Source organism: Tautonia plasticadhaerens (genome assembly GCF_007752535.1).
Taxonomy (GTDB): Bacteria; Planctomycetota; Planctomycetia; order Isosphaerales; family Isosphaeraceae; genus Tautonia; species Tautonia plasticadhaerens.
The window spans coordinates 1,047,460-1,062,683 of sequence record NZ_CP036426.1; the positions used below are offsets into that span (position 1 = coordinate 1,047,460).

At 73.1% G+C, this 15,224-nt stretch carries 14 protein-coding genes; 6 read left to right on the top strand and 8 right to left on the bottom strand.

Features of this window, described 5'->3' with window-relative positions; translation table 11 throughout:
* The first annotated feature begins 40 nt into the window (after positions 1 to 40).
* Positions 41 to 1,318: an MFS transporter gene (locus ElP_RS03945; RefSeq protein ID WP_145267394.1), complete on the top strand. Its 1,278-nt coding sequence runs from the start codon at positions 41 to 43 to the stop codon at positions 1,316 to 1,318.
* Entirely contained in the window at positions 1,315 to 2,898 is a 1,584-nt protein-coding gene (gene cobA / locus ElP_RS03950) for a uroporphyrinogen-III C-methyltransferase (protein ID WP_145267395.1), read from the top strand. Before ElP_RS03945 ends, cobA begins: the two co-directional genes overlap by 4 nt.
* A 17-nt stretch (positions 2,899 to 2,915) precedes the next feature.
* Here the strand turns inward: cobA and ElP_RS03955 are convergent, their stop codons facing one another.
* From ElP_RS03955 to purD, 5 genes are all read right to left on the bottom strand, one after another.
* Positions 2,916 to 3,947, bottom strand: a complete 1,032-nt coding sequence (locus ElP_RS03955) for a hypothetical protein (RefSeq protein WP_145267396.1) — start codon at positions 3,945 to 3,947, stop codon at positions 2,916 to 2,918.
* A 111-nt stretch (positions 3,948 to 4,058) separates the two neighbouring features.
* Entirely contained in the window at positions 4,059 to 4,241 is a 183-nt protein-coding gene (locus ElP_RS03960; RefSeq protein WP_145267397.1) for a hypothetical protein, read from the bottom strand.
* A gap of 153 nt (positions 4,242 to 4,394) precedes the next feature.
* Positions 4,395 to 4,856 (bottom strand): Hsp20/alpha crystallin family protein, encoded by a 462-nt coding sequence (locus tag ElP_RS03965; RefSeq protein ID WP_145267398.1) that lies wholly within the window; start codon positions 4,854 to 4,856, stop codon positions 4,395 to 4,397.
* Positions 4,857 to 4,896: 40 nt separating this feature from the next.
* Positions 4,897 to 5,334, bottom strand: coding sequence for an Hsp20/alpha crystallin family protein (locus ElP_RS03970; RefSeq protein ID WP_145267399.1), 438 nt, complete (start codon positions 5,332 to 5,334; stop codon positions 4,897 to 4,899).
* A 322-nt stretch (positions 5,335 to 5,656) separates the two neighbouring features.
* The gene (purD, locus tag ElP_RS03975; RefSeq protein WP_145267400.1) at positions 5,657 to 7,177 is read right to left on the bottom strand and encodes a phosphoribosylamine--glycine ligase; all 1,521 of its coding nucleotides are present in this window, start codon (positions 7,175 to 7,177) and stop codon (positions 5,657 to 5,659) included.
* Positions 7,178 to 7,512: 335 nt separating this feature from the next.
* Between purD and ElP_RS03980 the strand changes: the two genes are divergently transcribed.
* Genes ElP_RS03980 through ElP_RS03990 form a run of 3 tightly spaced genes read left to right on the top strand, consistent with a single transcriptional unit; the run spans position 7,513 to position 10,629 of the window.
* Complete coding sequence (locus ElP_RS03980) at positions 7,513 to 8,538, top strand: aspartate-semialdehyde dehydrogenase (protein WP_145267401.1); 1,026 nt, start codon at positions 7,513 to 7,515, stop codon at positions 8,536 to 8,538.
* Between the two features lie 49 nt (positions 8,539 to 8,587).
* On the top strand, positions 8,588 to 9,424 hold the full coding sequence (gene truA / locus ElP_RS03985) for a tRNA pseudouridine(38-40) synthase TruA (protein WP_145267402.1): 837 nt from the start codon (positions 8,588 to 8,590) through the stop codon (positions 9,422 to 9,424).
* A complete protein-coding gene (locus ElP_RS03990) occupies positions 9,421 to 10,629 on the top strand; it encodes a glycosyltransferase family 4 protein (protein WP_145267403.1) in 1,209 nt (402 codons plus the stop codon). The genes truA and ElP_RS03990 overlap by 4 nt, the downstream gene beginning before the upstream one ends.
* Here ElP_RS03990 and ElP_RS41045 read toward each other — a convergent pair.
* Positions 10,546 to 12,459, bottom strand: a complete 1,914-nt coding sequence (locus tag ElP_RS41045; RefSeq protein WP_231749471.1) for an ArnT family glycosyltransferase — start codon at positions 12,457 to 12,459, stop codon at positions 10,546 to 10,548. The two genes, ElP_RS03990 and ElP_RS41045, sit on opposite strands and share 84 nt — an antisense overlap.
* A gap of 212 nt (positions 12,460 to 12,671) precedes the next feature.
* Here ElP_RS41045 and ElP_RS04000 point away from each other — a divergent pair, with 212 nt between their 5' ends.
* On the top strand, positions 12,672 to 13,958 hold the full coding sequence (locus ElP_RS04000; protein ID WP_145267404.1) for a hypothetical protein: 1,287 nt from the start codon (positions 12,672 to 12,674) through the stop codon (positions 13,956 to 13,958).
* Between the two features lie 41 nt (positions 13,959 to 13,999).
* On the opposite strand, the gene ElP_RS04005 is transcribed toward ElP_RS04000, so the two are convergent.
* Together ElP_RS04005 and ElP_RS04010 are read right to left on the bottom strand one after the other, a co-directional pair.
* Entirely contained in the window at positions 14,000 to 14,329 is a 330-nt protein-coding gene (locus ElP_RS04005) for a hypothetical protein (RefSeq protein ID WP_145267405.1), read from the bottom strand.
* Positions 14,330 to 14,548: 219 nt separating this feature from the next.
* On the bottom strand, positions 14,549 to 15,091 hold the full coding sequence (locus ElP_RS04010) for a hypothetical protein (RefSeq protein ID WP_145267406.1): 543 nt from the start codon (positions 15,089 to 15,091) through the stop codon (positions 14,549 to 14,551).
* Positions 15,092 to 15,224: the final 133 nt, after the last annotated feature.

Below are 15,224 nucleotides of genomic sequence, written 5' to 3' on the forward strand. Positions count from 1 at the left end.
TCGGGCGGGGTCGGGACGCGAGCCGAGGGGGAGGGCGCCGTTGGCAATCCGGGCGACGATGGGAGGCGGGGTGGTGTTCCTGGCGGCGTTGACGATGGCACACCTGGTGGTGGATGCCTTCGCCGCCTCGGTCCACCCGCTCTGGCCCGACCTGCAGGATCGGCTCGGCGGCGGCCCGGGGATGATCCAGGCGGCGTTCCTGCTCTGGAGCCTGACGACCTCGGCCAGCCAGCTCGTCTTCGGCTACCTGGGGGACCGGCATCGGGGGGAGTGGATGCTCTGGGCCGGGCCGATGGTGGGGATCGCCTGCATGGGGGCCGTGGGCCTGGCCGGGTCGCTGCCCGCCCTGGGGGGCCTGCTGGTGCTCGGGGGGCTCGGGGTGGCCGCGTTCCACCCCGAGGCGGCGGCCGCCGCCGGCCAGGCGATGCCCGATTCCCGGAGCCGGGCCATGTCCCTCTTCGCCACCGGGGGTTTCCTCGGCCAGTCGCTCGGCCCGCTCGGCAGCGGCTGGCTCTCGGAGCACCGCGGCCTGCCGTCCCTGGCCTGGAATATCCTCTGGGGGATCGCCCTGGTGGCGATGCTCCTGCCCTGGCTGCGCCCGGCCTCGGGGGCCTCGGGGGGCGTCCGGCCCTCCCGGGGGGCGGCGCTGCCGGAATTGCTCCGGGCCAGCGGGGGGAGGCTCGGCACGCTGATGGGGGTCGGCATCCTGCGGACCCTGCCCGCGGCGGGGGCGCCGATCGCCCTGGCCTTCCTGCTGGAGGCCCGGGGGGTCGGCAACTCCCGGATCGGCCTGGTCCAGTCCGCCTTCTTCGGCGGGATCGGCCTCGGCGGGCTCGCCTGCGCCGCCCTGGTGAGTACGAGGCGGGAACGCCGGGTGCTCTGGCTCCTGCCAATGCTGGCCGCCCCGCTGCTGGCCGCCTGCCCGGTCGTGGTCGGGGCCGGGATGGTGGCGGTGTCGGGGGCCCTGGGGCTGGTCGTCGGGCTCGGGCTGCCCGTGTATATCAGCTACGGCCAGCAGCTCGTGCCCGAGGGGCCGAGGGTGGCCAGCTCGATCACGATGGGGGTGACCTGGGGCCTGGGGGGTGTCCTGGTCGCCGCGATCATGGCCGCCTCGGATCGCCTCGGGCAGCCGGACCTCGCCTTCGGCGCCTTCGCCCTCGCCTCCCTGCTCGCGGGGGTCGCCTGCCTCCGCCTCCCCGAGCCCGGCCGACGGCCGGCCCCCGGGACCGACCCCGGGCCGGGCCCCTCCCCGAAGCCGGTCCCCGTCGGAGAGGCCGCGACCCGACCCCCGATCCCCTCGCCCCCCGCCCTCCCATGAGCCTCGAAGAAGCCCGTCGCCGATCCGCCGAAGGCCCGCCCGTCGGGCTCGTCACCCTGGTCGGCGCCGGGCCCGGCGACCCCGGCCTGCTGACCCGGGCCGGGGCCGAGGCGCTCGGCCGGGCCGACGCGGTCGTCTACGACCAGCTCGTCCAGTCCCGGCTGCTGGACCTCGCCCGGCCCGGGGCCGATCGCATCTTCGCCGGCAAGAGCCGGGGCAAGTGCCCGGTCCCCCAGGGCGAGATCAACGCCCTGCTGGTCCGCCTCGCGAGGGAGGGGAAGGCGGTGGTCCGGCTCAAGGGGGGGGACCCCTACGTCTTCGGCCGGGGGGCGGAGGAGGCCGAGTACCTGCACGACGCCGGCGTGCCGTTCCGGATCGTTCCGGGGGTGACGGCCGGGGTCGGCGCCACCTCGTATGCCGGGATCCCCGTCACCCACCGGGAGGCCACCTCGGCCGTCGCCTTCGTCACCGGCCACAACGAGCCGGGCGACCCGGCCGACCGCCTCGACTGGCCCGCCCTCGCCCGGTTCCCCGGCACGCTGGTCTTCTACATGGGCTTCCGGCACCTGGGGTCGATCTGCTCGACCCTGGTCGGGCTGGGCAAGCCCCCGGGGACGCCCGCCGCGCTCGTCTGCTCCGGGTCGACCGCCTCCCAGCGGACGGTCTCCGGTCGCCTCGCCGACCTGCCCGACCGGGTGGAGAACGAGGGGGACCGCCTCGGGGCCCCGGCGCTGCTCGTGGTCGGGGACGTGGTGGCCCGTCGCGACCGACTCCGCTGGTTCGAGCGGCTCCCCCTGTTCGGCCGGGTCGTCCTGCTCATCCGGCCGATCGGCGAGTCGGACCGGTCGGCCGCCGACCTGGAGCGACTCGGGGCCGAGGTGCTGGTGGCCCCCACCGTCCAAATCCTCCCGGTCGGGGACGCCGGGCCGATGGACTCGGCCATCGCCCGGCTCGACTCCTTCGACTGGCTGGTCTTCACCTCGGGCAACGGCGTCTCCGCCTTCCTCGACCGGATCGAGGCGCTGGGCCGGGACCTCCGGGCGCTGGGCCACCTGAAGCTCGCCGCGATCGGGCCCGGGACCGCCGAGGTCCTGGGCCGATCCCGGCTGAGGGCCGACCTCATCCCGGCATCCTTCCGGTCAGAAGGGCTGGCCGAGGCGCTCCGGCCCCTCGTCGCCGGCCGTCGGGTCCTGCTGGCCAGGGCCGACCGGGGCCGGGACCTCCTGAGGGAGGAACTGGGGGAGGTCGCCGAGGTCGAGCAGGTCGCGGCCTACCGCAACGCCGACGCCGAGGCCCTGCCGAAGACAGTCGTCGACCGGCTGGAGCGCGGGGAGGTCGACTGGATCACGCTGACCAGCTCGGCCATCGCCTCGAGGCTCCACGGCCTGCTCCCGGATCGTGCCCGGCAGCTCGTCTCATCGGGTTCGATCCGGCTGGCGAGCATCAGCCCCGTGACGAGCGAGGCCGCCCGGAGCCTGGGCTGGCCGGTGGCCGCCGAGGCGAGCGAGCATACCTGGCCCGGTCTGGTCCGGGCCCTGCTCGACGAGGCGTCGGCGACCAAGGACGCCGAAGGGTCCTGACGCCCCGGCCGCTCGCCTCAGCGTGCCTCCTGGCCCTCCCGCGCCTCGTCCCCCTCCCCCGGGTCGGCGAAATGGAGCAGGTAGGTGACGTCGTCGAGCACCTCATAGATCGGCGGGTCGCCGTTGATCGGGTTGCTCGGGACGGCGGGCAGAACCCCGGGGACGAGGTCGTCCAGCCGATCGGGGAGGGCGTCGTCCCGGAGCCGGTAGCCCCGGATCGCCAGCTCGATCGCCAGCAGTCTTCGCCGGGCGGCGACCCGATCGAGGGCCGTTCGGATCGAGTCCTGGGCGGGTCGGGCCAGGGCCCGCAACTGGCTCCGGACCCCGGGGATCAGCGCCCTGCTGAACCGGATGTTCCGGGGCATCGACGCCTCCGACCAGCCGGCTTCCAGGGCCAGGACCTCTTCGATCGGGGGGCTCGACCGGTCGAGTTCGAGCAGGTCCCGGGCCGCCTCGCGGCACTGTGCCTCGTCCAGTTGCTCCAGGCCGAGTCGGAGCCCTTCGAGGCCCACGCCCTCCTCGATCGCGACGCCGGTCAGGGCGTGCAGGAGGAGTCCGTTGCGGGTCGCCTTGCGGGCGAACCGGATCGCGTCGATCGACCTCCGGCTCGCGTCCCCGGCCCGGCCCTCGGCCAGGGCGACCCGGGCGTCGGCCAGCATCAGCCGGCCGAGCGTCCGGAGCGGGCCGAGGTCCTCCATCGAGGCCTGGAGGTCGGCCTGGGTGTAGGTCAGCGGCACCCCGCTCGGCAGGTCGAGGGCGTGGTCGGCGAGGTCGAGCGCCTCCCGGTTGTCGGCAACCCAGACGCGGAGCGGGTCGATGTCGGCGTCGAGAATGTTGCCGCCGTCGGGGCCCAGGCCCTCGATCATCCGGGAGGCCCGGACCAGGGCGTCATGGCCGTTCGGGGAGGGGATGGGGGGCGGCCGGAACGCGGGGGGGCCGGGGCGGGATCGGGAGAGGATGAGGATGGCGACGAGGCCGACCACCGAGAGGGCCGCCAGGGCCCACCGGATCCGCCTCCTCGGCCGCGTCGAGGCCGTCGGGTTCGACATCTCGAAGATTCCCACCGGGTCCGGACCGGGGCGGTTCGAGGGCCCGAGGGTGATTCGTCGGTCGAGGTGGGATCTTCCCGGGGATCGGGACGGGGGGGAGGGGGCCGGCGGTCACTTCAATTCCCGGTACGTCTCCACGCCCTGCCAGATCACGAACGCGGCGCCCAGGACGAACAGGATATCCAGGGCGATATACCGTCCGAAGATCCCCAGGATCAGGTCCAGCAGGAACAGCAAGGCCACCAGCCCCGCGACGATCATCGACGCGAAGCAGAGGATCTTCTCGGTCTCCATGAGTGAGGCGCTCCGGGCGAACGACGGACGGGAGGTGAGTCCTCCACGACTCTACCACACGCGGCGAGGCGGCGAGGGCCCTCATCATGCCCTCGAATCGGGCACCGATCAAGCCGGCGATCCCCGGCGGCGTTGCCCCGGGCCGACACGCCGTCAGGGGGCCGGATTCTCGCCGTCGAGCCCCCGGATCTCGATCCGACGAGGCCGGGCCCGCTCGGCCTTGGGCATCAGCAGCCGGAGCACGCCCGACTTCAGCTCGGCCGAGATCCGGGACCGGTCCACCTCGTCGCTGAGGATGAAGGTGCGCTGGAAGGCACCCGGGGGGAACTCCTCCAGCATCGGCTCGGACCCCTCGGGCACCGGGAGGGACCCCCGGGCCCGGAGGGTCAGCAGGTTGTCCTCCAGCTCGATGGCGACCGAGTCCTCGGCCACCCCGGGCAGGTCGGCCAGCAGGATCAGGCCGTCGGGCTCCTCGAAGATGTCGATCGGCGGGGTCCGGGGCGCCGCCGGGGGCGACGGCCTCCCCGGACCGGCCGGGGGTGCGGGGCCGTCGGCGGCGGGGTCCGGGTCGGCCCGGCCGACGGACACCGGGATCGCTCGATTCGGGGAGGACATGTTCGGGCCTCGGCTCAGGGGGTCGGATCGGGCTCTCCCGTCAGGAGGGCGTGGACACGGCGATCTGCCGGGGGCGGGCCTCGGCGTCCTTGGGCAGGGTCACGGTCAGGATCCCGAGGGAGAAGCTGGCCACGACCCCGGTGCCGTCGACCCGCTCCGGGAGCGTGATCGACCGCGACCAGCGCCCGAATGCCCGCTCCTGCCTCCGGTAGCGGTCCTCCGAGACGCCCTCCGGCCGCGTCCGCTCCCCCCGGAGGGTCAGCGTCTCGCCGGCGATCGACAGCTCGATCTCGCGGACCGAGACGCCCGGCAGCTCGGCGGCCAGGACGAAACGGTCCCCCGCGTCGTACAGGTTGATCGCCGGGAACGGCCGGGGCAGCCGCACGCCGATCGTCTCGATGTTCCCCAGCAGCCGACCCACCTCCCGCCGGATCTCGCGGAACGGATCCCACTGCCCCTGCCAGTGCAGACCGCCCATGCAGGCCTCTCCGCCATCGAGCCCGTGATTCGATTCCGCGCACGTCGATGGAAGGGCGGGACGCACATCGGATGCCGGGGCCGGAGGGAACCCCCCGCCGTGCCGGGATTGTCGGCGCAAACCTCGCGTAAATCCCGGTTTGCGCCGTGATGGATTGGGCGCGCCGCGGACCAGGATCGCCGGAGGTGCGCCGGGTCCTGCAAGAATGGCAGGAGTCCGCGGGCCCACTCGGCAGGCCGGGGCCGGGGTGCCAGATCGGCAGGGGTCCCGGGTCGAGGCCGCCCTCGCGTCCCGGGAGTCGGGCGGCCGACCCGGGGCCCGGTCAGCTCCGGTCCTCGGCCGGGGGTTCCCCCTTAAGGGCACGGTCGGCGATGTCGTGCCGGAACCAGCCCCCGGTGAACCGGATGGCGGAGGCGGCCCGATAGGCGCGGTCCCGGGCCTCGGCGAAGTCCTCGCCGATCGCCGTCACGTTCAGGACCCGGCCGCCATCGGTGATGATCCGGGGCCCCTGGGGCTCGTTCCGGGTGGCCGTGCCGGCGTGGAAGACCTTGACCCCCTCCATCGCACCGGCCTCATCCAGCCCGTTGATCGGCCGGCCGCGCTCGTAGGCCCCGGGGTAGCCCTCGGAGGCCATGACCACGGTGACGGCGGGGCGGGGATCCCAGTCCAGGGCGACCGAGTCGAGCCGCTCGTCGACCACCGCCTCCAGGGCGTCGACCAGGTCGGACCGCAGCCGCATCAGGATCGCCTGGATCTCGGGGTCGCCGAACCGGACGTTGAACTCCAGGACCTTCGGCCCCTGGTGCGTGAGCATGATCCCCGCGTACAGGACGCCCCGGAAGGCGCGCCGGGAACGCTTCATGGCGTGGACGATCGGCACCAGGATCTCGCGCTCGACCTCCGCCATCAGTTCGGGGGTGAGCACCCGGGCGGGGGAGTAGGCGCCCATGCCCCCGGTGTTGGGGCCCTCGTCGCCGTCGAAGGCCCGCTTGTGGTCCTGGCTCGATTCCAGGGGGATGATCGTCCGGCCGTCGGTCAGGGCCAGGACGCTGGCCTCGACGCCGTCGAGCCGCTCCTCGATCAACACCCGGTCGCCGGCCCGGCCGTGGAGCCGTCGGACCATGATCTCGTCGATCGCCTCCAGCGCCTCGCCGAGGTCCTTGCAGACCGCCACCCCCTTGCCCGCCGCCAGCCCGTCGGCCTTGATGACCAGGCCGATCGGCCGGGTGAGGACGTAGCGCCGGGCCTCCTCGATCGTCTTGAACGAGCGCCGCTTGCCCCGCTCGTCGACCTCGACCTCGGCTTGGCCGGGGACGAGCACCTCCCGGGGGTCCAGGATCGCCTCGATCGCCTCGATCGCCTCGGCGGCGGTTCGGCAATGCTGGGTCCCCCGGACCGGGGACCGGCCCCGGGGGCGGAGGGTCAGGGCCACCTCCCGGGAGAGGATGAACTGCTCGGCGTCGGGGGCCCCCCGGAAGACCCGGAACTCGGCGGTGGGGATGCCCGCCTGCCGCATGACCTCCTTGGCGAAGATCTTGCTCCCCTCCAGCTCGGCGGCGAGCTTGCTCGGCCCGAAGACCCGCAGCCCCTCGCGCTGGAAGGCGTCGACGATCCCGTTGACCAGCGGCTCCTCGGGGCCGACCACCGTCAGGCCGACGTCCCGGCTCTTGGCGAACCGGACGAGTTCCCTCGTGTCCTTGGGGTCGATCGCCACGTTCTCGGCGTCCCGGGAGGTCCCGGCGTTGCCCGGGGCGCAGTAGATCGTCTTCACCCGGGGGGACTGCCCCAGCTTCCAGCAGAGCGCGTGCTCGCGCCCCCCCCTGCCGATGACCAGCACGTTCACGGATCGACTCCTCGATGCTCCCCGGATCGGCCCGCCGCCGGGCCCGGCCTTCCTCACTGTTGGATCGCTCATTCTAACCAACCGGCGGCCGGTCTCGCGGCGCATTCTTCGGGGAGGCGTCAAACGGACCGGGGAGGGATCCGGATCTCTCGCGGCGGCGCGGGGTCGCGGAGAGGAGGAGCGGGATTCTCCCCGACCCCGCGCCGCCGGGGGGAGATCCGCCGTCCCCCGATTGGCCCCGCATCATTCGATTCGCTAAACTGTTCCATCCCGCCGCGCCACGGCCCCCGAGGGGCCGGAGGCGGGGCGAAGTCGCCAGAGAGGAGCGTAGGATCGTGAAGCGCGTCGCCGTCGTCGGGGCCACCGGGGCCGTGGGAGAGCGGATGGTCCGCCTGCTGGAGGAGCGCGCCTTCCCGGTCGGCTCGATCAAATTCCTGGCCTCGGCGCGGGGCGCCGGCGAGGACCGGGTGGTCCGGTTCCGGGGGGAAGACGTCCCGGTCGAGCCGGTGAGCGAGGAGGCGTTCCGGGGCGTCGAGATCGTCCTGTCGAGCACCCCGGCCTCGGTCTCGAAGCAGTGGAGCCCGGTCGCCGCCGCCGCCGGGGCCGTGGTGATCGACAATTCCAGCGCCTTCCGGATGGACCCCGAGGTCCCGCTGGTCGTCCCCGAGGTCAACGCCCACGACATCCCGAGGCACCGGGGGATCATCGCCAACCCCAACTGCTCGACCATCCAGATGGTCGTCGCCCTGAAGCCGATCCACGACGCGGCGACGATCCGGCGGGTGATCGTCAGCACGTATCAATCGGTCTCCGGCGCCGGGCAGAAGGGGCTGGTGGAGCTGGAGGAGCAGCTCGAGGCGCTGGTCCACCGGAGGGACTGGCCCGCCCCCTCCAAGTTCTCCCACCCGATCGCCGGCAACTGCCTGCCCCAGATCGACGCCTTCCTCCCCGACGGCTACACCAAGGAGGAGCGGAAGATGATCGACGAGACCCGGAAGATCATGGGGAGCGAGGCCATCGAGGTCGTCCCCACCTGCGTCCGGGTCCCGGTGCCGTACTCGCACAGCGAGTCGATCCTCGTCGAGACCGACCGGCCCCTGTCGGCGGACGAGGCCCGGTCCCTCTGGGCGAGTGCGCCCGGCGTGACCGTGGTCGACGACCCCGAGCACGGCCGATACCCCCTGGCCGCCGACGCCGAGGGGCATGATGATGTGTTCGTCGGCCGGATCCGGCGCGACCCGTACCGCCCGAACGCCCTGCTGTTCTGGTGCGTCAGCGACAACCTCCGCAAGGGGGCCGCGACCAACGCCGTGCAGATCGCCGAGGAGCTGGTCAAGCTGGAGGTCGGCACCCGGGGCTGAGCCGATCCGACCGTCCGATCGCCCTCCCCCCGACGCCGCCATCGGCCCGATGCGGAACCTCAAGCTGACGATCTGCTACGACGGCTCCGACTTCCACGGCTGGCAGCGCCAGCCCGGCCTGCCGACCGTGCAGGAGGCGCTGGAATCGGCCGTCGAGCAGATCACCGGCGAGCGGCCGGACGCCACGGCCAGCGGCCGGACCGACGCGGGGGTCCATGCCCTCGGCCAGGTGGTGAACTTCTACACGGCGTCGAAGCTGGGCCCCGGCGTGCTCCTCCGGGGCATCAACGCCAAGCTGCCGAGGTCCGTCCGGGTTCTGGAGGCCGAGGAGGTGCCCCAGGCCTTCCACGCGACGCTCGACGCCAGGAGTAAGCGGTACCGATACGTCATCGACAACGCCCCCATCCCCGACCCCTTCCGCCTCCGCTACTGCTGGCACGTCGGCACCGGGCTCGACGAGGAGCGGATGCACCGGGCCTCGCAGGCGCTGAAGGGCCGGCACGACTTCCGGAGCTTCGAGACGGAGTGGCCGAACCGGACGAGCAGCGTCCGGACGATCTTCGACATCGGGGTGGCCCGAGACGGCCCGGTCGTGACGCTCGAGGTGGAGGCCGACGGGTTCCTCTATAACATGGTCCGGTCGATCACGGGGACGCTCGTGCTAATCGGCGGCGGCCGTCGCCCCGAGTCGTTCGCCGCCGAGGCCCTGGCCGCCCAGAGCCGTAAGGACGCCGGGCCGACCGCACCTCCGCAGGGGTTGTTCCTGCGATACGTCCGGTACGACCGCACCTCCGCAGGGGTTGTTCCTGCGATACGTCCGGTACGACCGGGCGCCCGCCCCGATCCCCCCCGTCGAGGAGGGCCGCTGACGCCCGGAGCCCCATGAAGATCGTCCACGTGATCACCCGACTGATCCTCGGCGGCGCCCAGGAGAACACCTTGCTGACGGTCGAGGGGCTGCACCACCGCCACCGAGACGACGTCACCCTGATCACCGGCCCCGCCGAGGGGCCCGAGGGGGACCTCTTCGACCGGGCCGAACGGGGCGGGCTGAAGGTCGAATTGATGCCGGAACTGGTCCGGGCCATCCGGCCGTCGACGGATTTGAAGGCGTATCGGCTGCTCCGCCAGGCGTTCCGGAGGCTCCGGCCCGACGTCGTCCACACGCACAGCTCCAAGGCCGGGATCGTCGGCCGGGCGGCGGCCTGGGACGAGCGGGTGCCCCTGGTCGTCCACACGATCCACGGCCTGCCGTTCGGCCCCTCGGAAAAACCCTGGCGGAACCGGCTCTACGTCGGCCTGGAGCGCTGGGCCGCCCGCCGTTGCCACGCGATCGTCAGCGTCTGCGACGCCATGACCGAGCAGGCGCTCGCCGCGGGCGTCGGCCTTCCCGAGCAGTACGAGACGATCTACAGCGGCATGGAGGTCGGGCCGTTCCTCGACCCCCCCCGGCCCCGGTCCGAGGTCCGCCGGGAGCTGGGCCTGCCCGACGACGCCGTCGCCTTCGCCACCGTCGCCCGGCTGTTCGAGCGGAAGGGGCACGAGGACCTCCTGGGCATCGCGCCGGGGGTCCTGGAGGCGAATCCGAAGGTGCGGTTCGTCTGGATCGGCAGCGGCATCCTCCGGGACCGGCTGGAGGCCGAGGCCGACCGGCTCGGCGTCCGGGACGCGATCACCTTCACCGGGCTGGTGCCGCCGGGTCGGATCCCGGAACTGCTGAATGCCTGCGACGCGGTCCTGCACCCGAGCTACCGGGAAGGGCTCGCCCGGGTCCTGCCCCAGGGCCTGATCGTCGGCCGCCCGGCGATCAGCTACGACGTGGACGGGGCGAGGGAGGTGGTCACTCCCGAGACGGGCATCCTCGTCCCGTTCCTCGACCGCGGGGCCCTGGCCGACGCGATCCTCGACCTGGCCGGCAACGACGACCGGCGCCGGGCCCTCGGTCGGGAGGGCCGACGCCGGTTCGCCGATCGGTTCCGGCACGAGGTCATGGTCGACCGGATCCGGTCACTCTACGAGCGTCGGCTCGGCTCCCCGGCCCTCGACGCGACGGCCCCGGGCGACGCTCGGGGCGGGGCCGCCGTCGGGTGAGATCGAGCCGGGTTTCGGCCGGATCACGGCGAGGGTCAGCTCCTCGTTCTTGAACCGCTCGATGTTGAAGCCGCGGATCGTGCCGCGCTCCTCCACCTCCAGCCGGGGGTGCTGCCGGAGCGCCTCGACCTCGACCGGCAGGAGTGCCGAGACGAGCGGCCCCTCCCGGCGGGCCATCAGGTCGGCCCCGGCCCGGCCGAGCAACTCGGGGACGGGGTGGCCGATCGAGTAGACGATCCCCGGCGGCTTGAACGAGGCCAGCACCGGCACCGCCCCCTCCTCCCGCTCGACCTCGTCGAGGGCCGCCGCCACCTTCTGGGGCAGGCGATAGGGCTCGACGCTCGGCAGGAACGCCGCCCCGAAGATCAACAGCGCCGCCGCCCACGACCCGACCAGGGCCGAGGCCGCCCGCTCCGCCGACCCGCCCCGGAGGCGTTCCACGGCGTAGAACGTCCCGACCCCCACCACGGCCGAGAACGCCAGGCACGACCACCGCAATCCGCCCGGGAACGCCACCGCCCCCGCCAGCGAGCCGACCGTGAGCGCCACCCCCAGCCCGGCCAGCAGGCCGAGCGAGGTGCCGCCCAGCGTCCAGCGCCGGAGGTTCACCTCCGACCTCGACAGCGCCACCACCAGCCAGCCCACCACAAGGGCGCAGGCCGGGTAGGCCGGCAGGTAATAATGGATGATCTTGGTCCGGGCCACCTCCAGCAGCAGGAGTGGCCCGACGATCCACCCCAGCACGAAGGCCGCGGCCATCGACGCCTTCCGACGCCTCCAGAGCCCCGCGATCCCCGCCGGCAGCAGGGCCGACCACGGGTAGAGCAGCGGGATCGTCAGGGCGACGTAGTAGCCCGGGAACCCGCCGTGGGTCTCGATCGACTCGGTCGCCCGCTTGATGACGTGGTAGCCCCAGGCGACGCTGAAGAACGCCCCCTCGCTGGCGATCCCGATGGCGACGTACCAGGGCAGGGCGATCGCCAGGAACAGCAGCACCCCCCAGTTGCTCGCCAGCCATCGCCCGGCGACCCGGGCCGTCAGCTCGACCGCCGTGATCGCCGAGGAGAACAGCCCGGCGATCCCCCCCCGGGCGATCGCCTCCCGGAAGCGGAGCCCCTCGTCCAGGCCCGAGGCGTCGGGCCAGAGCGGGGCGAGCAGGCGTCGGTAGCCGAGCGTCGGCCCGCCGAACCACCAGGTCAGGCCCGAGGCGGCCACGATCAACGCCGGGCCGACCGGCCCCTTGGTCAGCACCGAGAGGGCCATGCAACTCCAGAAGGCGGCCGTCGCCAGCCGGCTGGGCTTCTGCGACAGCTCCCAGATCGCCCACTGGGCGCCGACGAACCAGACGAGCAGGGTCGCGTCGGTGGTCGCCAGCTTCGACTCGGCCACCATGATCGGCGCCGTGGCCAGGGCCAGCGCCGCCCACCTCCCCTCCTTCGGGCCGAACAGGCGACGGCCGAGGGCCCAGGTCATCAGGCAGACGCCCATGCCCGCGACGGAGGAGACCAGCCGGGCGCCGAACGGGTTGTCGCCGCCCAGGGCGGTGCCGGCGAGCATGAGCCAGTAGATGAGCACCGGCTTGTGGTAGCGGGGCTCGGCGTTGAACGTGGGGTTGATCAGGTCCCCGCTCTGGCGCATCTCCCGGGTGCAGCCGGCGTACCTCGGCTCGTCCCGGTCCCAGAGGCTGGCCCGGCCGTTGCCGGCGAGGTTCAGCGACAGGGCCAGCAGGCCGATCAGGGCGGCCTCTCGCCAGGGGAGGCGGCGACCGGCGGCCTCGGCCGGGTCGGCGCCCGTCATCGCGGTGTCGGTGGTCGGATCGGGCGCGTCCAAAGGCTCCCTCCCTCGGAGTCGCGGCGGATCGGGTCGGCGGTTGCGTCCTTGCAAGAGCGGGGATCCCCCCGCCCGCCCGTCCCCGAGCGGCGAGTCGTCTCGACCCGGCCGGTCGGCATGGCCTCGGCCTCTCTATAATCGATCGGCCCGATCCTGTTGAGCCCGTTTCCCGAGATCCCCGATCGACCCGACGCCCGAGGGGGCCGACCGCCATGTCCGTCGCCGAGACCGAGGCCGAGGCCCTGCTCCGCCACGGCGCCCTGTATCCGATCCGCCAGGGGCTCCTCCCGGTCGACGGCGGTCCGCTCGCCTTCGTCGGGATCAAGCACGGCGCCGCCTCGATCTACCTCGGGGACGAGCCGAGCTACCATTTCGACCTCGAAGGCCGGTGGCATCGCTGCTACTCCTCGCCGAGCCACTACCTCCGGCGCCTCGACGGCTCGACCCAGGCGATCGACCGCCCCCGGGTCGGCCGGAACATGAGGCTCGACCGCCGGACGCTCGACCCGTCCGAGGCCGATCGGCTCGACGCGTCGATCCGGGCCATGGCGCTGGGCCTCGCCGACCGGATCGCGTCCGGTTCGGTCACGCTCGTCGACCCTCCCCCTCCGGCCCGGCCGATCGGCGCCGACGGCCTCCGGACGCTCCTCGGTCGCGTCTCGGCCTGGGACGCGTCCGCCTGGGCCGAACACCGGCGCCGATATCGCTCCACTTATGGCCCGAACCCGTTCCTCCCACCCGACGGCCTCGACGCCCTGGTGCTCCAGGCCACCGTCGGCCCCCCGGCTGGCGGGGGTCCGGTGCACCGGAACCCAGAGGCGTTCGAACGCCATTGCCGGGACGTGGCCGGGCTGCTCGGCATGGGGGTCGTGCCCTATCGGTCGCTGTTCCTCGCCGGGCCGGATTCCCTGAGGAGGCCGGCCGATGAGGTCGAGGCGTCCCTCCGGATCGCCCGGGCCGTCTTCCCCCTCGCCGAGGGTCCCGCCCCCCCTCGCCGCTCCGACCTGCCGGTCGAACGCCCCCATCGGGAGGGGATCCACGCCTTCGTCGGCCGGTCGAGCGGGCCGATCCCTGGGCCCGAAGACTGGGGGCGGTTCCGGGCGCTGGGGCTCCGTCGCGTTGCGGTCGGCATCGAGGCCGGGGACGACCCCGGGTCGGACGACACCACCACCCCCCCGGAGGATGTGGGCCCGATCGCTTCCGGGGCGAAGGGGGCGGGGATCGCCGTCAGCGTGGTGACCTGGATTGGCCCCGACGGGATCCCCGACCGGGACGGGTCGACCGCCTCGGCGATCGCCCTGGTCCGGTCGCTTGGGCTCGGCAAGGGGGACCACGTCTACCTCGTCGGCGGCGAGGAGCGTCCCGGGGCCCCCCCCGATCGCAGGGCCGCCGGCCGGGGATCGGCTCGGGAGGCAGAGCTGATGGAGGGCCTGATCTCGCTCCGACGATCCGACGGGGTCAAGGTACTGCCATATCTCGTCTCCAAGCAGGGATTCTGAAGGCGGGGGATGGCCCCCTCCCGGTGGCAATCGCCGGCGGCTCAGTGGCCGAGCGACTTGCGAATCCTGCCGCGCATCGACGACAACCAGTCGAGGACGTTCGGCGATCCGACGACATGGACATCCGAATAATATTTCCGCCGCAGTCGGTCGTCCTGGCCGAAGTCGACGGCGATGAGCCCGGTCTCCGTGAGCCAAACTGCCTGCGTGCCGTCCATCGAGTCGTCGGAGAAGAACTCACGTTCCGGTTCCCCGGGTTTGATCTCCGAGGAGACCCGTCGGCCGCCCCCCTTCGGCACCCAGACGATGGCGCGGTGGACCTCGTTCCGAGCCGGCCCCCGGAGCAGTTGCTCCGTCTCCGATCGGGTCATACCCGGCCGGAGTCCCCCGAACTCCTTCCGCGAGACCCCTCGATCGGACGTGAACACGGCGAGGATCCCCGCAACGATCGCGACCATCGCGAGCAGGGATCGCAAGGAGAATCGCCGGGACACCATGAGGAAGGTCCTCCTCGGTCGGGTTCGGGCACGGCGATCCCCGCGAGGCGTCTCGCCGACACACTCGGGCCATCCTCCGTTATTCGAAGGGCGTCACGAACCCTTGTCCGGGTCGCGGGCGGACGATCCGCGGCCCTGCCGCCAATCGAGGTCGCCCCGCCCTTCCTCCCCCGCCCCGGCCCCGAGGGGGATGGGCTCCTCGTCGGGCGCCTCGGTCGGTGCGGGGGGAGGGGCGGAGGCGGGCGCATCGGCGGCGGCGGAGAGGTGCTGCCCGGTGGGGTCGGCCATCCCCTCGGGCCAGATGTGGAAGCCGCCCTTCCAGAGGGGGGGGATCTCCCAGGTGCCCCAGATGCCCCGGCCCTCGTTGAAGCCCTGGTAGAAGACGTCGTGGCGGCCGACGTACTTCTTGGTCCAGTGGCACTTGCCGTCGTCGACGCTGTAGCGTCCCTTGACGAGGAACAGGCCGACCCGGTCCCGCCCCTCCCCGGCGAGGGTGCCCTCGCGGAAGGTGAGGTGCAGCTCCATCCAGTGCTTGCCGGGGACTTCCTTCTGGAGGAAGAATCCGGTCCAGGGGCCGGAGGGGAACCTCGGGTCGGATTCGTTCGGGGTCTCGGGGGCGGGCGCATCGCTCTTCACGCCGAACTCCATTCGGTGGCGTCGCTTCGGGAGCGTGTCTGGGAAACGCGACCGATCCTAACCTCCCGGCCGGCCCGCCGCACCCCGAATCCGGGGAGGTCGGGGTCGGCCCGGTCGACGGCGGCCGGGTCGG